The sequence below is a fragment of the Micromonospora sp. NBRC 110009 genome (assembly GCF_030518795.1).
Taxonomy (GTDB): Bacteria; Actinomycetota; Actinomycetes; order Mycobacteriales; family Micromonosporaceae; genus Micromonospora.
Genome location: NZ_CP130427.1, coordinates 2,968,562 through 2,987,241 on the forward strand (window position 1 = coordinate 2,968,562; position 18,680 = coordinate 2,987,241).

18 protein-coding genes are annotated in these 18,680 nt (G+C 73.0%); 14 read left to right on the top strand and 4 right to left on the bottom strand.

The window, feature by feature from the left end:
• Nucleotides 1-38: 38 nt before the first annotated feature.
• On the top strand, nucleotides 39-1,634 hold the full coding sequence (locus Q2K19_RS14225) for a serine/threonine-protein kinase (RefSeq protein WP_302771360.1): 1,596 nt from the start codon (nucleotides 39-41) through the stop codon (nucleotides 1,632-1,634).
• A 62-nt stretch (nucleotides 1,635-1,696) separates the two neighbouring features.
• Here Q2K19_RS14225 and Q2K19_RS14230 read toward each other — a convergent pair whose 3' ends face one another.
• A complete protein-coding gene (locus Q2K19_RS14230; RefSeq protein WP_302771362.1) occupies nucleotides 1,697-2,365 on the bottom strand; it encodes a potassium channel family protein in 669 nt (222 codons plus the stop codon).
• Nucleotides 2,355-3,689, bottom strand: a complete 1,335-nt coding sequence (locus Q2K19_RS14235) for a TrkH family potassium uptake protein (RefSeq protein WP_302771363.1) — start codon at nucleotides 3,687-3,689, stop codon at nucleotides 2,355-2,357. Before Q2K19_RS14235 ends, Q2K19_RS14230 begins: the two co-directional genes overlap by 11 nt.
• Before the next feature lie 106 nt (nucleotides 3,690-3,795).
• Between Q2K19_RS14235 and Q2K19_RS14240 the strand changes: the two genes are divergently transcribed.
• A complete protein-coding gene (locus tag Q2K19_RS14240) occupies nucleotides 3,796-4,911 on the top strand; it encodes a glycerophosphodiester phosphodiesterase (RefSeq protein ID WP_302771364.1) in 1,116 nt (371 codons plus the stop codon).
• Between the two features lie 455 nt (nucleotides 4,912-5,366).
• On the opposite strand, the gene Q2K19_RS14245 is transcribed toward Q2K19_RS14240, so the two are convergent.
• Nucleotides 5,367-5,597 carry a GntR family transcriptional regulator gene (locus tag Q2K19_RS14245; RefSeq protein WP_302771365.1) on the bottom strand — a complete coding sequence of 77 codons (231 nt, stop codon included), beginning with the start codon at nucleotides 5,595-5,597 and terminating at the stop codon, nucleotides 5,367-5,369.
• Between the two features lie 285 nt (nucleotides 5,598-5,882).
• Between Q2K19_RS14245 and Q2K19_RS14250 the strand changes: the two genes are divergently transcribed.
• The 8 genes from Q2K19_RS14250 (at nucleotide 5,883) to Q2K19_RS14285 (ending at nucleotide 12,201) form a co-directional block, all read left to right on the top strand.
• Nucleotides 5,883-6,182, top strand: a complete 300-nt coding sequence (locus tag Q2K19_RS14250) for a DivIVA domain-containing protein (RefSeq protein WP_302771366.1) — start codon at nucleotides 5,883-5,885, stop codon at nucleotides 6,180-6,182.
• Complete coding sequence (locus Q2K19_RS14255; protein ID WP_302771367.1) at nucleotides 6,179-6,466, top strand: hypothetical protein; 288 nt, start codon at nucleotides 6,179-6,181, stop codon at nucleotides 6,464-6,466. The genes Q2K19_RS14250 and Q2K19_RS14255 overlap by 4 nt, the downstream gene beginning before the upstream one ends.
• A gap of 165 nt (nucleotides 6,467-6,631) precedes the next feature.
• On the top strand, nucleotides 6,632-7,828 hold the full coding sequence (locus tag Q2K19_RS14260) for a substrate-binding domain-containing protein (protein ID WP_302771369.1): 1,197 nt from the start codon (nucleotides 6,632-6,634) through the stop codon (nucleotides 7,826-7,828).
• 3 nt (nucleotides 7,829-7,831) lie between these two features.
• Entirely contained in the window at nucleotides 7,832-8,575 is a 744-nt protein-coding gene (locus Q2K19_RS14265; protein ID WP_302771370.1) for an ABC transporter ATP-binding protein, read from the top strand.
• Nucleotides 8,572-9,360 carry an ABC transporter ATP-binding protein gene (locus Q2K19_RS14270; RefSeq protein ID WP_302771372.1) on the top strand — a complete coding sequence of 263 codons (789 nt, stop codon included), beginning with the start codon at nucleotides 8,572-8,574 and terminating at the stop codon, nucleotides 9,358-9,360. Before Q2K19_RS14265 ends, Q2K19_RS14270 begins: the two co-directional genes overlap by 4 nt.
• Nucleotides 9,357-10,247: a branched-chain amino acid ABC transporter permease gene (locus Q2K19_RS14275; RefSeq protein WP_302771374.1), complete on the top strand. Its 891-nt coding sequence runs from the start codon at nucleotides 9,357-9,359 to the stop codon at nucleotides 10,245-10,247. Before Q2K19_RS14270 ends, Q2K19_RS14275 begins: the two co-directional genes overlap by 4 nt.
• A complete protein-coding gene (locus Q2K19_RS14280; protein ID WP_302771376.1) occupies nucleotides 10,244-11,359 on the top strand; it encodes a branched-chain amino acid ABC transporter permease in 1,116 nt (371 codons plus the stop codon). Before Q2K19_RS14275 ends, Q2K19_RS14280 begins: the two co-directional genes overlap by 4 nt.
• Before the next feature lie 95 nt (nucleotides 11,360-11,454).
• Nucleotides 11,455-12,201 (top strand): SDR family NAD(P)-dependent oxidoreductase, encoded by a 747-nt coding sequence (locus tag Q2K19_RS14285; RefSeq protein ID WP_302771377.1) that lies wholly within the window; start codon nucleotides 11,455-11,457, stop codon nucleotides 12,199-12,201.
• A 105-nt stretch (nucleotides 12,202-12,306) separates the two neighbouring features.
• On the opposite strand, the gene Q2K19_RS14290 is transcribed toward Q2K19_RS14285, so the two are convergent.
• Entirely contained in the window at nucleotides 12,307-13,086 is a 780-nt protein-coding gene (locus Q2K19_RS14290) for a hypothetical protein (RefSeq protein WP_302771379.1), read from the bottom strand.
• 220 nt (nucleotides 13,087-13,306) lie between these two features.
• Between Q2K19_RS14290 and Q2K19_RS14295 the strand changes: the two genes are divergently transcribed.
• The 4 genes from Q2K19_RS14295 to Q2K19_RS14310 all read left to right on the top strand — a co-directional run bounded on the left by Q2K19_RS14295 (nucleotide 13,307) and on the right by Q2K19_RS14310 (nucleotide 18,677).
• Nucleotides 13,307-15,130, top strand: a complete 1,824-nt coding sequence (locus Q2K19_RS14295) for an AfsR/SARP family transcriptional regulator (protein ID WP_302771381.1) — start codon at nucleotides 13,307-13,309, stop codon at nucleotides 15,128-15,130.
• A gap of 9 nt (nucleotides 15,131-15,139) precedes the next feature.
• Complete coding sequence (locus tag Q2K19_RS14300; protein WP_302771382.1) at nucleotides 15,140-17,260, top strand: RecQ family ATP-dependent DNA helicase; 2,121 nt, start codon at nucleotides 15,140-15,142, stop codon at nucleotides 17,258-17,260.
• A gap of 216 nt (nucleotides 17,261-17,476) precedes the next feature.
• A complete protein-coding gene (locus Q2K19_RS14305) occupies nucleotides 17,477-17,707 on the top strand; it encodes a heavy-metal-associated domain-containing protein (RefSeq protein ID WP_302771384.1) in 231 nt (76 codons plus the stop codon).
• A gap of 13 nt (nucleotides 17,708-17,720) precedes the next feature.
• Complete coding sequence (locus Q2K19_RS14310) at nucleotides 17,721-18,677, top strand: hypothetical protein (RefSeq protein ID WP_458329371.1); 957 nt, start codon at nucleotides 17,721-17,723, stop codon at nucleotides 18,675-18,677.
• Nucleotides 18,678-18,680: the final 3 nt, after the last annotated feature.

The window sequence follows — 18,680 nt, forward strand, 5'->3', positions numbered from 1 at the left end:
AGGTGTACGACCGCTCACCCCGGGCAACAGCACCGACCATGGGTGCAGCGGAACGGGGCGGCGCGCAGCTGCTGGGTGAGCGATACCGGCTGGTCGAGCAGCTCGGTGCGGGCGGCATGTCGGTGGTCTGGCGCGGCTACGACGAGGTGCTGGGCCGGCAGGTGGCGGTCAAGGTGCTCGCCTCCCGGCTGGCCAGCGACAAGGCGTTCCGGCACCGGATCCGGATCGAGGCGCAGTCCGCCGCCCGGCTCTGCCACCCCAACATCACGAACGTGTACGACTACGGCGAGTCGGTGCAGGTCGGGCTGACCGTGCCGTACGTGGTGATGGAGCTGGTGGACGGCGGCCCGCTGAGCAGCCGGCTCGGTCGCGGCGGGCAGCTGCCCTGGCGGGAGGCGGTGACGATCGGCGCGGAGGTGGCGTCGGCGCTGGCCGCCGCGCACGCCCGGGGCGTGGTGCACCGGGACGTCACCCCGAACAACGTCATGCTCACCTCGACCGGGGTGAAGGTCGTCGACTTCGGCATCTCGGCGCTGGTCGGGGAGAGCGAGAAGGGCCCGGACGGCACGCTGCTCGGCACGCCCGCGTACCTGGCGCCGGAGCGGCTGGACAACGGCCAGGTCTCCCCGGCCACCGATGTGTACGCGGTCGGCCTGCTGCTCTACCGGATGCTCACCGGCCGGCTGCCCTGGCAGGCCAGCACCACCACCCAGATGCTCCGGGCGCACATGTACAACCAGCCGGACCCGATGCCCCCGGTGGTCGGGCTCCCGGACGAGGTGCAGCAGCTGGTCGGGCGCTGCCTGGCCAAGCGTCCCGAGGACCGGCCGGCGACCGCCGAGGTGGCCCGCGCGCTCGCCGAGGCGGCCGGGATCGCGGCGATCGTGCCGGTCTCCCCGGCGCTCGGCCGGTTCGACCCGGCGCTGCTGGAGAACGCGGGGACGACCATCCTGCCCTGGTCGTCGGAGACCGACGCGCTGCCCTTCTCCGCCATCCGCACCCGTACCCGGAAGGCGGCGGCCCGTCGGCGCCGGGTGGAGGCGGGGGTGGCGGCCGCGGGTCTGGTCGCGGTCACCGCCGCCCTGTGGGGGGTGACCGCGAAGAGTTCGGCCAGCGGCGGGGTCGAGCCGACCGAGGCGCGGATCGCCCTGCCCCAGCCGATCTCCTGCGCGGTCGACTACGTGCTGCGCCGCGACTCCGGCAAGGACTTCACGGCGGAGCTGACCCTGACCAACACCGGCGACCGGGAGCTGCGCGACTGGACGATGAGCTTCGCCTTCCCGGGCCGGCAGACGGTGACGACGACCGAGCCGACGGTCCTCCAGCAGGGGCGCAACGTGCAGCTCCTGGCGCCCGCGGCGGATCCCGCGCTGGCCCCGGGGGCGTCGAGGAAGGTCTCGCTGACCGGCCGGTACACCGGGGTGAACCCGCTGCCGGTGGAGTTCAAGGTCGGTGACAGCACCTGCGGCGTGCAGGTCTCCGGGCTGGCCGGGTCGACGCCGACCACCGCACCGCCGTCGGCGGCCAGCGCGACGCCGAAGAGCGCCACGCACAGTTCGAGCGGCTCCGGCAGTCGGGCGAAACCCGAGAAGTCCCGTAAGGGCAAGGAGGACGGCAAGGGAAAAGGTCGGTGAAGCAGCCGAAGGGGGGTGGTCACGGCGGTAAGGGCAAGAAGTGAGGCGTGGCCGGGATTGGTTCAGCCGAGCGAGGCGAAGCGCTGCACCTGCCCGATGCTGCCCTCCACGATGAGCACGCTGCCGCGTTGCAGCACGGTGTCCGGGCCGGCGTAGCGGAACCGTTCGCCGGGGAGCTTCGCGCCGACCACCATCACTCCGTACCGGTCCGCCGGGGCCAGTTCGCGCAGCAGCCGCCCCACCATCGCCTCCGGTACGCGTACCTTGGCGATGGCCAGCTCGTCGTCGAACTCGATGAAGTCCAGCATCCTGCTGACGATCAGGTGAGCCACCCGCTCGGCGGTCTCCGCCTCGGGAAAGATCACGTGGTGCGCGCCCACCGAAGCGAGGATCTTCGCATGCTTCTCCGAGGTGGCCCGGGCCCAGATCTGCGGGATGCCCAGCTCGGTCAGGGCCAGCACGGTCAGCACGCTTGCCTCCACGGAGGCGCCGATGGCCACCACCACCCGCTGGAAATCCGCCACGCCGACCTGGCGGAGCGCGTTCCCCTCGGTGGAGTCCGCCTGCACCACCCGCTCCAACTGGGACGCCCAGCGCTGAACCCGCTCCTGACTGCCGTCGATGGCCAGCACGTCGTGATCGAGATGCAGCAGCGAGCCGGCCAGGCGGGAGCCGAACCGGCCGAGGCCGATCACTGCAATGCTGCTGTCGTCCGTCTTCCTAGCCGACAATGGGTTGCTCCTCCGGGTAGCGGTACATGCGTCGCCGGGTGTTCAACGCGATTGCGGACCCGAGGGTGAGCGGCCCGACCCGGCCGATGAACATGAGCGCGGTCAGCACGTACTGGCCGGGCTCCGGGAGTTGCTGGGCGAGGCCGGTGGAGAGGCCGGTGGTGCTGAACGCGGAGGTGACCTCGAAGAGCGCGGCGTAGTAGCGGACGTTCTGGGTGAGCAGGATCAGCCCGAGCGTGCCGCCGACGACCAGGGCCACGCTGAGCAGCGCCACCGTCAGCGCCTGCCGCTGGCTGGCCGTGGCGACCCGCCGGCTGCCCACCGTCACGTCCGGCTCGCCGCGCAGCTCCGCCCAGATGACGAAGGCGAGCAGGAAGAACGTGGACACCTTGATGCCACCGGCGGTGCTGGCACTGCCGCCGCCGATGAACATCAGCACGATGAACAGCGGATAGCTCTCCTCGCTGAGGTGGTCGATGTTGATCACGTCGAAGCCACCGGTACGGCTCAGGGCGATCTGGGTGAACGAGGCCAGCACCTTTCCCGCGACGTCGTAGGTGCCGATGGTCGCGGCATTGGTCCACTCAGCGAGCAGCAGGAAGCCGAAGCCGAACGCGATCAGCACGAGGCTGCCCCAGATGGTCAGCTTGGTGGCGACCGCCCAGCCCGCCGGCCGACGCCACTCCCGCACGGCCTCGAAGAGCGCCGGGAAGCCGAGGCCGCCGATGATCGCGCCCAGGCCCAGCGGCAGCGCCACCCACGGGTCGCGGGAGAAGGCGACCAGGCCGTCGGAGTACAGGGCGAAGCCGGCGTTGTTGAAGGCCTGGATGGAGTGGAAGGTGGCGGACCAGAGCGCCTGCTCCGGCGGGTAGTGGTAGGCCCACCAGAGCCGGCCGGCGATCACGGCGGTCATCACCGCCTCGGTGGCGAAGACCGTCGCGGCGATCCGGATCAGCAGCCGACCGACGTCGCCGACGCCGAACTCGGCGGTCTCCGCCTGCACCAGCAGTCGATTGCGCAGGCCGAGCTGCCGGGACACCACCAGGATCACCAACGCGGCGACGGTCAGGATGCCCAGGCCGCCGAGCTGGGTGAGCACGGTGATCATCGCCAGCCCGAAGTCGTTCCAGTAGTTCGGCGTGTCGTTGATCGCCATGCCGGTGACCGAGACGGCCGAGGTGGAGGTGAAGAGCGCGGTGACGAACGGGGTGTAGTAGGCCTCGCTGGTGGCCCAGGGCAGCATCAGCAGGCCGGTGCCGAGCAGGATCACCGCCAGGAACCCGAACGGCACCAGCCGTACGGGGTTGCGGAGGAGGCGGCGCACGAGGTCATCTTCCGTCCGGAGATTCACCGGCAGGTCAGGAACCGACCAACTGCCGGTCAACCGCAGCCGGTCTGCTGGGCGTACCCATCGATGACAGGAGACCGCGTTGCGACGTACCCTTTCCGCCCTCGGCGTGGCCGGCGGGCTGCTTGCGGCGGCCGTGGTGGCGCCGACCGTGGCGGCCCAGGCCGACCCGGATTCGCGTGCCGAGCGGTCGCCCGCGGCGCACCGGCCCATCGTGATCGGCCACCGGGGCGCCAGCGGCTACCGGCCGGAGCACACCCTGGCGGCCTACCGGTTGGCGATCCGGATGGGCGCCGACTACATCGAGCCGGATCTGGTCTCGACGAAGGACGGCGTGCTGGTGGCCCGGCACGAGAACGAGATCTCCGGTACGACGGACGTGGCCGCGCACCCCGAGTTCGCCGCCCGGAAGGCGACCAGGACCATCGACGGGGCGCCGGTGACCGGCTGGTTCACCGAGGACTTCACCCTGGCCGAGCTGAAGACGCTGCGGGCCAAGGAACGGCTGCCCCAGGTGCGGGTGGCCAACACCGCGTTCGACGGGCAGTTCGAGATCCCGACCTTCCAGGAGGTCATCGACCTGGCCCAGGCCGAGTCCAGGGCGCGGGGCCGGACCATCGGCGTCTACCCGGAGACCAAGCACCCCAGCTACTTCGCCTCGATCGGGCTGCCGCTGGAGGAGCCGCTGGTCGAGGTGCTGCGCCGGAACGGGCTGACCCACCGCAACGACCCGGTCTTCATCCAGAGCTTCGAGATCGCCAACCTGTGCAAGCTCGACGGCATGACCGACGTGCGGCTGATCCAGCTCATGGACGCCGCCGGCCGGCCGTACGACTTCACCGCCGCGGGCGACCCGCGCAGCTACGCCGACCTCGCCTCCGCCGCCGGCCTGCACTGGGTGGCCGGGTACGCCGACGGCGTCGGCCTGAACAAGAACCTGATCGTGCCCCGGGACGCCACCGGCAAGCTCCTCGCCCCGACCACGGTGATTCGGGACGCGCACCGGGAGAGGCTGCTGGTGCACGCCTGGACGTTCCGCGCCGAGAACCAGTTCCTGCCGGCCGACTACCGGATCGGCGCCGACCCGAATGCCCGCGGCGACATCACCGCCGAGTACGAGCTCTTCTTCGGCCTCGGCCTGGACGGCGCCTTCGCCGACCAGCCGGACACCGCCGTCGCCGCGCGCGCCGGCCGCTAGACGGCGTCCGCGCCGGGCGACTCGGGGCCCGGCGCGGCCGCTCCTGCGACGTGGGGTGCCTCGGACCTGTCCGGGCGCCCCACGTCGCGTTTTTCGCCGGGCATCGGTGGGCGGCCGGCGCACGCTCGGGCCGGCGCGGCCATCCCCGCCGCCGGGAAGTGCTCGGGTACGGCGCTACCAACCGGATGCCGCCCTGCCGCTCGCCGGCTCGGCTCCGGTTGGGCGAGGTGGGCGCTGGCGGAAGGTGTCTCCGTCAGCGCCTTTCGAGCTGACATCACCAACGACTCAAGCGGGCCCGCCCGGTCCCGTGCTCGTCTCCGCGGTCCGGTTCGAACCGGAAGCAGTGGTGCCGAGGCTGGCGGAGGCCACTACATCCAGGGTCGAGAACGTCTCGGAAGACAGCCCCGGTTCGGTGTGAGTCGTTTACGACATCAGCTCGACAGGGGGCGAGGAGGTTACTGTCCGGGCCGCTCGGCCACGTAGGTGCCGCGCCCCGGCTGGCCGGTGATCAGTTCCCGGTCGTGCAGGAGCGACAGGGCCCGCGAGGCGGTGTTCATGTGGACGCCGTAGGCCTCGGCCAGCTCGCGGGTCGACGGCAGCTTGTCGCCGGGCTTCAGCTCGCCACTCTTGATCTTCGCGGTGAGGTCGTTGGCGATCGTTCGGTAGGGCGGTTCCGCTGTGGGCATGGTGAGGACTCCGGTTGGTTCGGCGTCCTCGATCATGCCGAACTTACATCAGTAACTGCAACAAGCTGTCGACACGTCGCAAGCAGAGGGTCGACCTACACAAGCATTTTGTGTAGCCTCACGATGTCCGGCTCCGGTTGGTTCGGCAAACCCTCGGAGTTCGGACCCAGAGGTGGGCTCCGGGGTCGTACCGCCGACTTGGGCTGCGGTCGCGGGGCCGGGCGGCCCGGCCGCGTCCCCTATCTGCGGGCGGGCCGCCTTCCAGGTCCGGTGAGGAGGGTGTCGGTGCGCAACGTGCTCGACCTGTTCCGATCGCGGCCGAGCGCCGCGAGCAGGCCGCCGAACGGCGGCTGGTACCGCTCGGAATCCTGCCGTCCGCTCAGCCCGGGCCAGGTCCGGGAGCGGCACTTCCGTACCGTGCGGCGCGGGCTGGACCCGGAGGAGGTGCACGCCTTTCTCTACCGGGTGGCCGGTGACCTGGCGCTGGCCCGCCGTGAACTGGCCCGGACCGCCGAGGAGAACGTGCGGATCAAGCGGGCGCTGCGGAGCTGGCAGTCCCGGTTCACGCCGGGAGCGGGCTGGTGACCCGGGAGCGGTTCGTCGTGCACCTGCCGGTGCTCGCGACCGACCTGGACGGGGCGCGCCGCTTCGCCCGGGCCATCTGCCGGGCGCTCGGCTTCCTGGCCGACGTGGACCGGCCCGGCACGACCGTGTCGACCGAGGACGCCCAGTCCGTACGGCACTGGGTGTGGTGTGACCGGTTGCTCGACGGCGGCCGCCGCTGCCCACTCCCGGCCGACCACGACGGCGACTGCGGTCCGCCCCGGCGGTGGCGGGCCGCGACACAGCGGCACCCGGGCCGGTGGTGACGGCGGCCACCGGGAGTGGGGGAGCCGCCCACCGGTGGCGAGCGGTTGTAACAGCCGGCCACCCTCCCTGGATCACTTGTGTGTTTCGGCCACATAGCCCGTGGGTGACGTCACTTCTAGCGTGAGCCGACAACTGACATTCCCCTGTCCCCACCTGGAGTCGCAATGACGATCCGGCACACGCGACGGGTGTTCCTTTCCGCCGCCACGATGATGGCGGCCGCGCTCGCCGCCACCGCCTGTGGCAGCCCGCAGGACACCGCCTCCGGCGGCGGCGACGCCGCACCGGTCAAGGTCGGCCTGGTCTACTCCCAGTCCGGCCCGCTGGCCAGCTACGGCAAGCAGTACATCGACGGCTTCAAGGCGGGCCTCGACTACGCCACCAAGGGCACCGGCAAGGTCGGCGACCGGAAGATCGAGCTGACCGAGGTCGACGACGCGGGTGACCCGGCGAAGGCGGTCTCCGCGGCCAAGGACCTGATCGGCAAGGGCACGAAGATCATCGCCGGCTCCACCGCCTCCGGCGTGGCCCTCCAGGTGGCCCCGATCGCCGCGCAGAACAAGGTCCTGTTCATCTCCGGCCCGGCCGCCACCGACGGGGTGACCGGCGCGAACAAGTACACCTTCCGCTCGGGCCGGCAGTCGTACCAGGACGTGGTGACCGCCAAGTCCTTCATCGGCGACGCCAAGGGCAAGAAGGTCGTGGTCTTCGCCCAGCAGGGCGCGTTCGGCGACGCGAACGAGGCCGCGGTCAAGGCGGTCATCGGCGGCGCCGGCGCGACCGTGAGCAGCGTGCGGGCGCCGGCCAGCGCCACCGAGTTCACCCCGTTCGCCAGCCAGATCAAGGCCGCCAAGCCGGATCTGCTCTTCGTCGCCTGGGCCGGCACCACTGCCCCGGCGATGTGGCAGACCCTCGACCAGCAGGGCGTGCTCGCCTCCACCACGGTCGTCACCGGTCTGGACATCCGCGCCTCCTGGCCGACGTTCGGCGCGGCCGGTAGCAAGATCTCCTTCCTGTCGCACTACTTCGACGGCGCCAGCGACACCGAGGCGGCCAAGGCGCTGAAGGCCAAGGTCGGCACGCTCGACCTGTTCCACCCGGACGGCTTCGCCGCCGCCCAGATGGTGGTGCGCGCCGTGCAGGAGGGCGGCGACGACGTCGACAAGATGGTCAAGGCGCTGGAGGGCTGGCAGTTCGACGGCGTCAAGGGCAAGATGACCATCCGCGCCGAGGACCACGCGCTGCTCCAGCCGATGTACCAGGCCAAGCTGACGGGCAGCGGCACCGCGTTCACGGCGGCCGCCGAGAAGACCCTGACCGGCGAGGAGACGGCCCCGCCGGTCACCCAGATGAAGGGCTGATCTGTGCTCGCCACCCGTGGTCTGACCTGGCGAATCGGTGAGGTCGCCATCGTCGACGGCGTCTACCTCGATCTCGCGCCCGGGGAGTTCCTCGGCGTGATCGGGCCCAACGGCGCCGGCAAGACCTCGCTGTTCAACCTGATCACCGGCCTGCGCCGGCCCACCGACGGCCGGGTCCTGCTGGACGGGGAGGACGTCACCGCCCTGCCCCCGCACCGGCGGGCCCGGCTCGGGCTGGGACGTACCTTCCAGGCGTCCTCGGTCTTCGGGTCGCTGACGGTGCGGGAGAACGTCCGGCTCGCCGTACAGGCGCACCGGGGTGGCTCGATGAAGCTGTGGCGGCGGGCGGCGGCCGACCGGGAGGTGGTCGCCGCCGCCGACGCGGCGCTCGACCGGGTCGGCCTCGCCCACCGGGGTACGGCGCTGGCCGGCACCCTGGCCCACGGCGAGAAGCGGAAGCTGGAGATCGCCCTGCTGCTCGCCGGGGAACCCCGGGTGATGCTGCTCGACGAACCGATGGCCGGGGTCAGCGCCGAGGACGTCCCCGAGCTGGTCAGCGTCATCAAGTCGCTGACCGGCGACACCGGCCGGTCGGTGCTCATGGTGGAACACCACATGGACGTGATCCTGGAACTCGCCGACCGGATCGCCGTGATGCACCACGGCGCGCTGTTGGCCTGCGACACCCCGGACACGGTGATGGCCAACGCCACCGTCCAGGAGGCCTACCTGGGGGAGTCGCTGTGACCGAACCGATCCTCTCGGTCGAGAACCTGTCGGTGCGGATCGCCGGGCTGCACATCCTCCAGGGGGTGTCGTTCGAGGTCGCGCCGACCGGGGTGACCGTGCTGCTCGGCCGCAACGGCGTCGGCAAGACCACCACCCTGCGCGCGATCGTCGGCCTGACCCCGCGCAACGGCGAGGTGCGCGGCGCCATCCGGATGGGCGCGCAGAGCCTGCTGGCCCGCCCCACCCACCGGCTGGTCCGCGGCGGCCTCGGCTATGTGCCGGAGGACCGCTGCGTCTTCGCCGGGCTCAGCGTCGCAGAGAACCTGCGGCTCGCCGAACGGCGGGGCACCACCCCGGCGTACGACAAGGTCTTCGCGCTCTTCCCGGAGCTGGACCGGCGCGGACGGCAACGGGCCGGTTCGCTCTCCGGCGGGCAGCAGCAGATGCTCGCCATCGGCCGGGTGCTGCTCAACGACAACCGGCTGCTGCTGGTCGACGAGCCGACCAAGGGGTTGGCGCCGAAGGTGGTGACCGAGGTGGCCGAGGTGCTGGAACGGGTGGCCGAGTCCGTGCCGGTGCTGCTGGTCGAGCAGAACCTGGCCGTGGTGCGGCGGCTGGCGACGGACGCGGTGGTGCTCTCCGCCGGCCAGGTGGCCTGGACCGGGAACGCCCAGGACCTGCTGCTGGAGACCGCGCTGACCAAGTCCCTGCTGGGCGTCGGCTCCGGCGAGGTGCCGGTGAGCGCGAGGAGTGAGCCGGGTTTGCGAGCCCCGCAGTCGCGAACGAAGGATGGCATGGCGTGAGCACGGTGATCCTGCTGACCCTGACCGGGCTCGGCCTGGCCGCGCTCTACTTCCTGGTCGCCTCCGGCCTCTCCCTGGTCTTCGGCCTGGCCGACGTGCTCAACTTCGCGCACGGCCTCTTCCTCGGCGTCGGGGCGTACGCGACCTGGTGGGCGGCGGGCAACCTGCCCGGGGCCGGCTCGGACGGGTTCGGGTTCGTGGTGGCGGTCGCCTTCGGCGTGCTCGCCGGGGCCCTCGTCGCGGTGCTGGTCGAGCTGGTGCTGATCCGGCCGCTCTACTCCCGCACCATCGAACAGGTGCTGGTCACCGTCGGCCTGTCGCTGGCCGGGGTGGCGCTGCTCCAGGCCACCTGGGGCGCCGACCCGCGGCCGTTCCCGCGGCCCGCGTGGACCCGCGACGTCACCTCGGTGCTCGGCGCCAACGTGCCGAACGCGGGGCTGCTGCTGATCGTGGCCGCGGTGCTGGTGCTCGGCGGGCTGCTCGCCTTCCTCCGTTTCACCCGGTACGGCCTGATCATCCGGGCCGGGGTGGAGAACCGGGAGATGGTGACCGCGCTCGGCATCGACGTGCGGAAGGCGTTCACCCTGGTCTTCGCGATCGGTGGGGCGGCCGCGGCGCTGGCCGGCGCGCTCGGCGGCGTCTACTTCGGCACCGTCTCGCCCGGGCAGGGCGGCTCGTTGCTGATCTTCGCGTTCATCGTGGTGGTGATCGGCGGCATGGGCTCGGTGGTCGGGTCCGCGTACGCGGCGGTCGCGGTGGGGCTGCTGCAACAGTTCGTCAACTACTACGGCACCTCCGGGCTGGGCGACCTCTGCGTCGTGGGCCTGCTCGCCGTGGTGCTGCTGCTGCGTCCGCAGGGCCTGGCCGGAAAGGTGGCTCACGCATGACCGAGGTGAAGAGCCCCGAGGTTCCGGCACCGCCAGCGGCGGTGCCCGACGAGCTGACCCCCGGTCACTCCCGCTGGCACGGGCTGCGCCCGTACGCGCCGCTGGTCGCGCTCCTGGTGGCGGCGATCGTGCCGTACTCGACGCTGAACCTGCCGGGCGTCTTCGATGGGCCGCTGAACTCGCCCGGCACCCTGCAACTGCTCGCGATCTGCCTGGTGTTCGGCGGCCTCGCCGCCGGGTACGACCTGCTGTTCGGGCGGACCGGGATGCTCTCCTTCGGGCACGCCCTCTACTTCGCCGCCGGCGTGTACGGCACCGACGTGCTGGTCACCCGGGCCGGGCTGCCGCTGTGGCAGGCCGCGCTGCTCACCGTCACCGGGGGGACGATCCTCGCCGCGCTGCTCGGCGCGGTGGCGCTGCGCACGGTCGGGATCGCGTTCGCCATGGTGACGCTCGCCTTCGCCCAGGTCGGGGCGATCCTGGTGGCCCGGGACTTCGGCGGGCTCACCGGCGGCGAGGAGGGACTGCCGCTGGACGTGTCCGGGCTGCCGTCGGCCCTGGTCGGGGTCGCCAACACGGTGAACCTGTACTGGCTGGCGCTGGCGTACCTGGCCCTGGTGGTCTTCGTGGTGCACCGGCTGAGCGGCTCGCCGACCGGGCGGGTGCTGGCCGGGCTGCGCGACGACGAGCGGCGGATCGGGGTGCTCGGGCTCGACCCGTACCGGTTCAAGCTGGTCGCGTTCACCCTGGCCGGCGGCCTGGCGACCGGCGGCGGCGCGGTCTACTGCCTGATCGTGGGCGGCGCCTCGCCGCACGTGACCTCGTCGGAGCTGACCCTGTCGCTGCTGGTCATGGTGGTGCTCGGCGGCCCGGGCACCCGGTGGGGTCCGGTGCTCGGCGGCATCCTCTACATGTACCTGGACCACCGCCTCACCGCGTTCGGCAGCAGCGCCGCGGTGGACAACCTGCCCGCGGTGCTCAGCCACCCGCTGTCCCAGCCGCTCTTCGTCCTCGGCACCGTCTTCATCCTGGCGGTGTACTTCTTCCCCGGCGGCCTGGCCAGCCTCCGCTCCCGCCTGTCCCCGCTCCGCACCGCCCTCCGTCGCCGCTGACCCGACGCTTTCCCGCCTGTTGACCAAGAAGTTTGCGTCACGATTCGGCCGTAGGATGACGCAAACTTCTTGATCAACGGCGCGAGGGGTGGGCCATGGGGGAGCGGTTGGCAGTGGTCAGCGGGGGCGGGACCGGGATCGGGGCCGCCGTCGCGCGAGGGCTGGTCAGCGACGGGTACGACGTGCTGATCGTGGGGCGGCGGGCGGACGTGCTGCTCGGCACCGCGGAACGGATCGGGGCGGAGTGCGGGCGGCCCGAGGCGGTCAGCGCGGTGACCGCCGACCTCACCGACCCGGCGCAGCTCGCCGGGGTCGTCGAGGCAATCGGGGAGCGGACCGTCGACGCGGTGGTGAACAACGCCGGCGGCTACCTGGGCGGGCCGACCGACACCCTGGCCGACGTGGCGGCGTGGTGGCGGGCCAACCTCGACGCCAACGTGCTCACCGCCGTGCTGCTCACCGAGGCGCTGCTGCCCGCCCTGCGCCGCCCCGGCGGCCGGGTGCTCCTGATCAGCTCGATCGCCGCCCAGCGCGGCGGGGCCGGGCCGTACTCGGCGGCGAAGGCGGCGCTGCACGGCTGGGCGTACGACCTGGCCAGCCAGCTCGGACCCGAGCAGATCACGGTCAACGTGGTCAGCCCCGGCTACGTCGCCGAGACCGAGTTCTTCGGCGACCGGATGACCCTGGAGGGGCACACCAAGCGGGTCGGCGCCACCCTGGTCGGTCGGGCGGGTGTGCCCGACGACATCGCGGCCGCCGTCCGCTACCTGGTCGGCCCCGACGCCGGCTACGTCACCGGCCAGGTCCTCGGCGTCAACGGCGGCTCGGTCCTCGGCCGCTGAGAAGTAAGGAGGGGTCCCTTGTTAACGCCAGGCGTTAACAAGGGACCCCTCCTTACACCGGGACGGCGGCCCCCCGTGTGGCCGCCGTCCCTCACCGTCGCAGGGTCAGCCGTTCAGGATCTCGTACGCCAGCGCCGGCGCCTTGGTCGCCGCGCTCCCGGTCGGGGCGGTGATCTTCGAGGTGCTGCCGAAGCCGGTGTAGTTCACCACGTACCGGTACGCCTTCCGCTTGCCGGCGGCCGGCATCTCGAGCACCAGCGAGGAGAGGTGCCCGTCCGACCCGACCAGCGCGGTGAACGGCACGTGCTTGCCGGCCTCGCCGAGCGCCGCCGCCTCCCCGTCCTCCAGCGCCTTGGCCGCCTCGCCGCCGGTCACGTCGATGAACCCGGTGTACTTCCCGGGGCCCTCCTGCGCGACGGAGGTGGCCGCCTCGATCAGCGGGCCGGCGTTGCCCTGGTCCGCGCCGTCGTAACTGGGCACCCCGTCGCCGTCGTTGAGCTTGGCCCGGTCCAGCGCCAGCCACTTGTCCGGCAACTTCGGCAGGCCCGGCTGCCCGCTGAACTTCGCCTTCATCCAGATCTTCTCCTCGACGACCAGGAACGACATCTTCACGGTGACGCCGTCCTTGTCCGGGGCCATCGCCATGTTCATCTCGAACGCCTTCGCCGCCGGGTCGATCCGCCCGCGCAGGTCACTGGAGGCGTCCTTGCCGCTGAACTGGAAGGCGCCGTCGGTCTCGTCCGGGACGGCGTCGAGGAGCGCCTGCCTCGGCTCGGCGGTCGGGCTGGCGGCCGAGCTGGTGCTCGGCGCGGCGGCCGGGTCGCTCTTCGACCCGCAACCGCCGAGCAGGGTGGTGGCGGCCAACATGGCCGTGACCGTGCCCATCGTCCGTCGGACGGTTCCGACGCTGCCCGTTGCCTGTGTCATCGCATTTCTCTTTCTCATTCGCCTGGCATCTGCCGGCGACGATGCTAGCGAGCCGCCACGGCGGTTCGGCTGCCGATATGCTGCGGTCCGGCTGCCGGGCACTGCCGTCCGGCCCGCCGGGGTTGTCAGGAGCGGAAACTCGCATGTCAGGACCGAAGGTGCCGGCCGGTGGTGCGGCATGAGCCCGCCGCCTGCGCCGCTGCGATTCGCGCTCCTCGGTCCCCAGCGGGCCTGGTACGCCGACCGCCCGCTCGACCTCGGCCCCGGCAAGCAGCGCGCGGTGCTCGCCGTGCTGCTGCTCTCCGCCGGCCGGCCGGTGCCCACCGGGCAGATCGTCGACGCGGTCTGGCCGGAGGAGCCGCCTGCGAACGGCCCCAACGTCGTGCAGAAGTACGTGGCCGGGCTGCGCCGGGTGCTCGAACCCGACCGGTCCCCGCGTACGCCCGGGCAGGTGCTGACCCTCACCGACGCCGGATACCTGCTGCGGATCCCGCCGGAGGCGGTCGACGCGGTCCGCTTCGAGCGCGGCGTGCACCGGGCCCGGCAGCGGCACGCCGAGGGCCGCACCGACGAGGCGCTGGCCGAGCTGACCGGCGCCCTGGAACAGTGGCAGGGCGAGCCGTTCACCGGGTTCGCCGGGCCGTACTTCGACAGCGCCCGGCACCGGCTGGTGGAGCTGCGCGCCGTCGCCCTGGAGACCCGCGCGGAGCTGGCGCTGGAGAGCGGGCGGCACCGCGAGCTGGTGGGCGAGCTGGTCGAGCTGGTGGCCGAGTTCCCGGTCCGGGAGCGGCTGCGGCACCAGCTCATGCTGGCGCTCTACCGCAGCGGTCGGCAGGCCGAGGCGTTGGCCGCGTACCGGGAGTTCGCCGGGCTGCTCCGCGAGGAGTACGGCATCGAGCCGGGCGAGGCGCTCCAGGCGCTGCACGGGCGGATGCTCCGCTCGGACCCGGCGCTGATCGTGGTGGACGCCCACCAGCCCGCGACCGTCCCCACCTCTCGGGCGGACACCGCCGCCGTCGCTCCGGAGCCGAGCGGCGGGCCGCCGGCGGAGGACCTGCTGCCCGCCTCACCCAGGTCGGGCGTCCCGCCGGAGCCGGCCGCGCCGCCCGGGTCGGCCGTCCCACCGCCGCCGGTCGCCCAGCCCGGGCGCTTCGTCCCGGTGCAGCGGGCTGACCCGGCGGCGCTGGTTCCGCCGGGACCGGTCGGCCCGGCCGTGCCGGGCGGTGCGATTTCGCCGGCCCTCCTGGTCGGGATGCCCCCGCCGTTCGCCGCTCCTGCGGAGCGGCAGTCGCCCCGATGGGTCCCGGCCACCGCGACGGTCGTTGGCACGGCGGCCGCGCTGCTGTCGTTCGGCGCGCTCACCTGGGCGGTGGTCCTCGGCTACGCGTTGTGGCGGCGCAGTTGGCGGCTCGCGGTGGCCGGGTTCGGCTACTTCCTGCTGGTCGCCAGCCTGTTCGTCCTCGCTGTCCGGTCCGGGCCGGTGGACGAGGACGCCCCGGCCGACGGCGAGACCCTCTACTTCGTCATCGTGGTCGGGATCTGCTGGGCGGTGGGGAGCGTCCACGTGCTGCTGCTCAACCCGTTCCTGAAATCGGCGCTCGCCCGGGCGTTCGGGTCCGGCGAGCAGCGTGCCGCCGAGGAGCGGCGGGTCCGCCGGGAACAGGCCCGCCACCTGCTCCAGCACTATCCGGCCGCCCGGCACGAACTGCGTATCGGCCGGCCCGACCTGCTACGCACCTTCGACGACGGCGGTCTGGTCGACGTGAACGCCGTGCCGGACCAGGTGCTGGCCGGGCTGCCCGGACTGACCGGGGAGCAGCGCCGCCAGATCGCCGTCGACCGGTGGGCACGCGGCCCGTACGGGTCGCTGGAGGAGCTGGGCGGGCGCTGCCGGCTGCCGGTCGCGGCGACCGAACCGCTCCGGGACCTGCTGCTCTTCCTGCCACCCCCGCCGCCCCCACCCGGACCTGCTGATCCCGGGCGTGGCCCGGTTGCCTGGTAGAAATGCCGGATGAGCCAGGATCGGGTGGCCGTACGGGAGCGGGCCGAGGCGGTGCTGCGGCGGCTGGCGGGTGACCACGCCCGGCTCCGCGAGGACCAGTGGCGGGCCATCGAGGCGCTGGTGGTGGACCGGCGCCGGGTGCTCTGCGTGCAGCGCACCGGGTGGGGCAAGTCGGCGGTCTACTTCGTCGCCACGGCGCTGCTGCGGGAGGGTGGGGAGCACGGGCCCACGGTGATCGTCTCGCCGCTGCTGGCGCTGATGCGTAACCAGGTCGAGTCGGCGGCCCGGGCCGGGATCCGGGCCCGCACCATCAACTCGGCCAACCTGGACGAGTGGGACGAGATCACCGCCGAGATCCACGCGGGGGCGGTGGACGTGCTGCTGATCAGCCCGGAACGCCTCAACAACCCGGACTTCCGGGACGGCGTGCTGCCCAAGCTGGCCGCCACCACCGGGCTGCTGGTGGTGGACGAGGCGCACTGCGTCTCCGACTGGGGGCACGACTTCCGGCCGGACTACCGCCGGCTGCGTACCTTCCTCGGCAACCTGCCGGAGCGCACCCCGGTGCTGGCCACCACGGCCACCGCCAACGCCCGGGTGACCCAGGACGTGGCCGAGCAGCTGGGCGATGCGCTGGTGCTGCGCGGCACCCTCGACCGGGAGTCGCTGCGGCTCGGCGTGCTCGACCTGCCCAGCCCGGCGCACCGGCTGGCCTGGCTGGCCGACCACCTGGACGCGCTCCCCGGCTCCGGGATCATCTACACGCTGACCGTGGCGGCGGCCGGCGAGACGGCGGAGCTCCTGCGCTCGCGGGGCTGGTCGGTGGCCGCGTACACCGGGCAGGCCGAGGACGCGGACCGGCGCGCGGCCGAGCAGGACCTGCTCGACAACAAGATCAAGGCGCTGGTCGCCACCAGCGCACTCGGCATGGGCTTCGACAAGCCCGACCTCGGCTTCGTGGTGCACCTCGGCGCACCACCGTCCCCGATCGCCTACTACCAGCAGGTCGGTCGTGCCGGCCGGGCCGTCGAGCACGCCGAGGTGCTGCTCCTGCCCGGCGTGGAGGACGCCGCGATCTGGCGCTACTTCGCCTCGCTCGCCTTCCCGCCGGAGGAGCAGGTCCGGGCGGTACTGGCCGCGCTGGACACCGAGCGGCCGATCTCCACCCAGGCCCTCGAACCGGTGGTCGACCTGCGCCGGGCTCGGCTGGAGCTGATGCTCAAGGTGCTCGACGTCGACGGCGCGGTCCGTCGGGTGCGCGGCGGGTGGCTCGCCACCGGCGAGCCCTGGGTCTACGACGAGGCCCGGTTGCGCCGCGTCGCCCAGGCGCGCACCGCCGAGCAGCAGGCCATGCGGGAGTACGCGGCCACGCCCGGCTGCCGGATGCGCTACCTGCGGGAGTGCCTGGACGACGCCGGTGCCGGCGACTGCGGCCGCTGCGACACCTGCGCCGGCCCGCTGTTTACTCCCGAGGTCTCCGCCGCCGCGCTCACCGCCGCGCAGACCTTCCTCGGCCGCCCCGGCGTGGAGATCGCCCCGAAGAAGCTCTGGCCGACCGGCCTGGAGGCGGTCGGCGTACCCCTGAAGGGGCGCATCCCCCCGGCGGAGCAGGCGCTGCCCGGGCGGGCCGTGGGACGCCTCTCCGACCTGGGCTGGGGCGGGCGGCTGCGTGGCCTGGTCGGGCCGGACGCGGCGGACGGCCCGGTGCCCGACGACGTGGCGGCGGCGGTGGTCGAGGTGCTGAAGGCGTGGGCGCACGGCGACGATCCCTGGCCGCGCCGCCCGGTCGGCGTGGTCGCCGTCGGATCCCGCGCCCGTCCGGTGCTGGTCGGCTCGCTCGCCGAGCGGATCGCCGCGGTGGGCCGGCTGCCGCTGCTCGGCCGGGTCGTGCCGACCGGTCCGCCGGCGGGCGGCGGGCCGCGCGGCAACAGCGCCCAGCGGGTACGCGCCCTGCACGACGCCCTCACCGTGCCCGGTGACCTGGCCGACGCCCTGGCCGGGCTGGACGGACCGGTGCTGCTCGTCGACGACCTGGTCGACTCGGGCTGGACGATGACCATGGTGGCGCGGCTGCTCCGCCGGGCCGGCGCCCCGAACGTGCTGCCCCTGGCCCTCGCCGTCGCCGGCTGAAGTTGTCGTCGACGGCTTCAGGTCGCGGCGCGGCGTCAGACGCGCCGAGCTGAAGTTGTCGTCGACGGCTTCAGGTCGCGGCGCGGCGTCAGACGCGCCGAGCTGAAGTTGTCGTCGGGTGGCCGGGAAAAGTTCCCCGCCCGGCCGGAGTGCGAGCGCCGCCACCGTCACGGACCGTCCGCGGGCCGGCACTCCGGTCGCCGGTACCGTGGTGGCATGACCGAGCAGCGATCCGTCGTCCAGACGTACGCCGTCACCGGGATGACCTGCGAGCACTGCGTGCGGGCGGTGACCGCCGAACTCTCCGCCCTGCCCGGCGTCGACGAGGTGCGGATCGACCTGGCCGCCGGCACGGCCACGGTGACCAGCAGCGAGGCGCTGCCGATCGAGTCCGTCCGGGCCGCCGTCGACGAGGCGGGCTACGAACTGGCGGGCGGCATTGCCTGAGTCGCCGCCCGCCGTGGAGGTGTCCGCCGCCGCGGCGCCACCGGCCGGCCCGGCCGAGCCGGCCGGGGTGGATCAGAGCACGCTGCGGCTCGCTCTCGTGGTGGGCGGGCTGGTGCTCGCCGTGCTGCTCGGCTTCGGCCTGGGCCGGCTGAACCCGCCGCCCACCGCCGCCCCGGGCACCGCCCCGGTGACCGCCGGGCACACCCACGCCCCGGGCACCGGCGCGCACTCACACGACGGGGCCGACGTCACCCAGGCGGGGGGCGCGGACGCGGCCGGCCTCTCGATCAGCTCGGGCGGTTACACGCTGGCCCCGTCGACCGTGGAGTTCCCGGTCGGCCGGGCCGGGGAGCTGCGGTTCCAGATCCGGGACGAGCAGCGGCGGCCGGTCACCCGCTTCGCCGTCGTGCACGACAAGCCGATGCACCTGATCGTGGTGCGCCGCGACCTCACCGGCTTCCAGCACCTGCACCCGACCATGGCCGCCGACGGCACCTGGTCGGTGCCGCTGACCCTGCCGCAGGCCGGCGCGTGGCGGATGTACGCCGACTTCACCGCCGTGGCCGACGACGGCCGGCAGACCGCCGTCACGCTCGGCGCCGACCTGGCCGCGCCCGGCCCGTACGCGCCCCGGCCCCTGCCGGCGCCGGCCACCTCGACCACGGTCGACGGGTTCACCGTCGGCTACGAGGGCACGCCGAAGGCTGGGGAGACGGTGCCGGTGCGGTTCACCGTCCGGACCGGTGGCGCGGCCGCCGCCCTGGAGCCCTATCTCGGCTCGTACGGCCACCTGGTCGCGCTGCGTGAGGGGGACCTCGGCTACCTGCACGTGCACCCGGGGCCGCAGGCCGAGCCGGGCAGCGTGACGTTCTGGATGACCGCGCCCGGGCCGGGTCGATACCGGATGTTCCTGGACTTCCAGGTGGGCGGCGTGGTGCGCACCGCCGCGTTCAGCCTGACGGTCGGGTGAGCC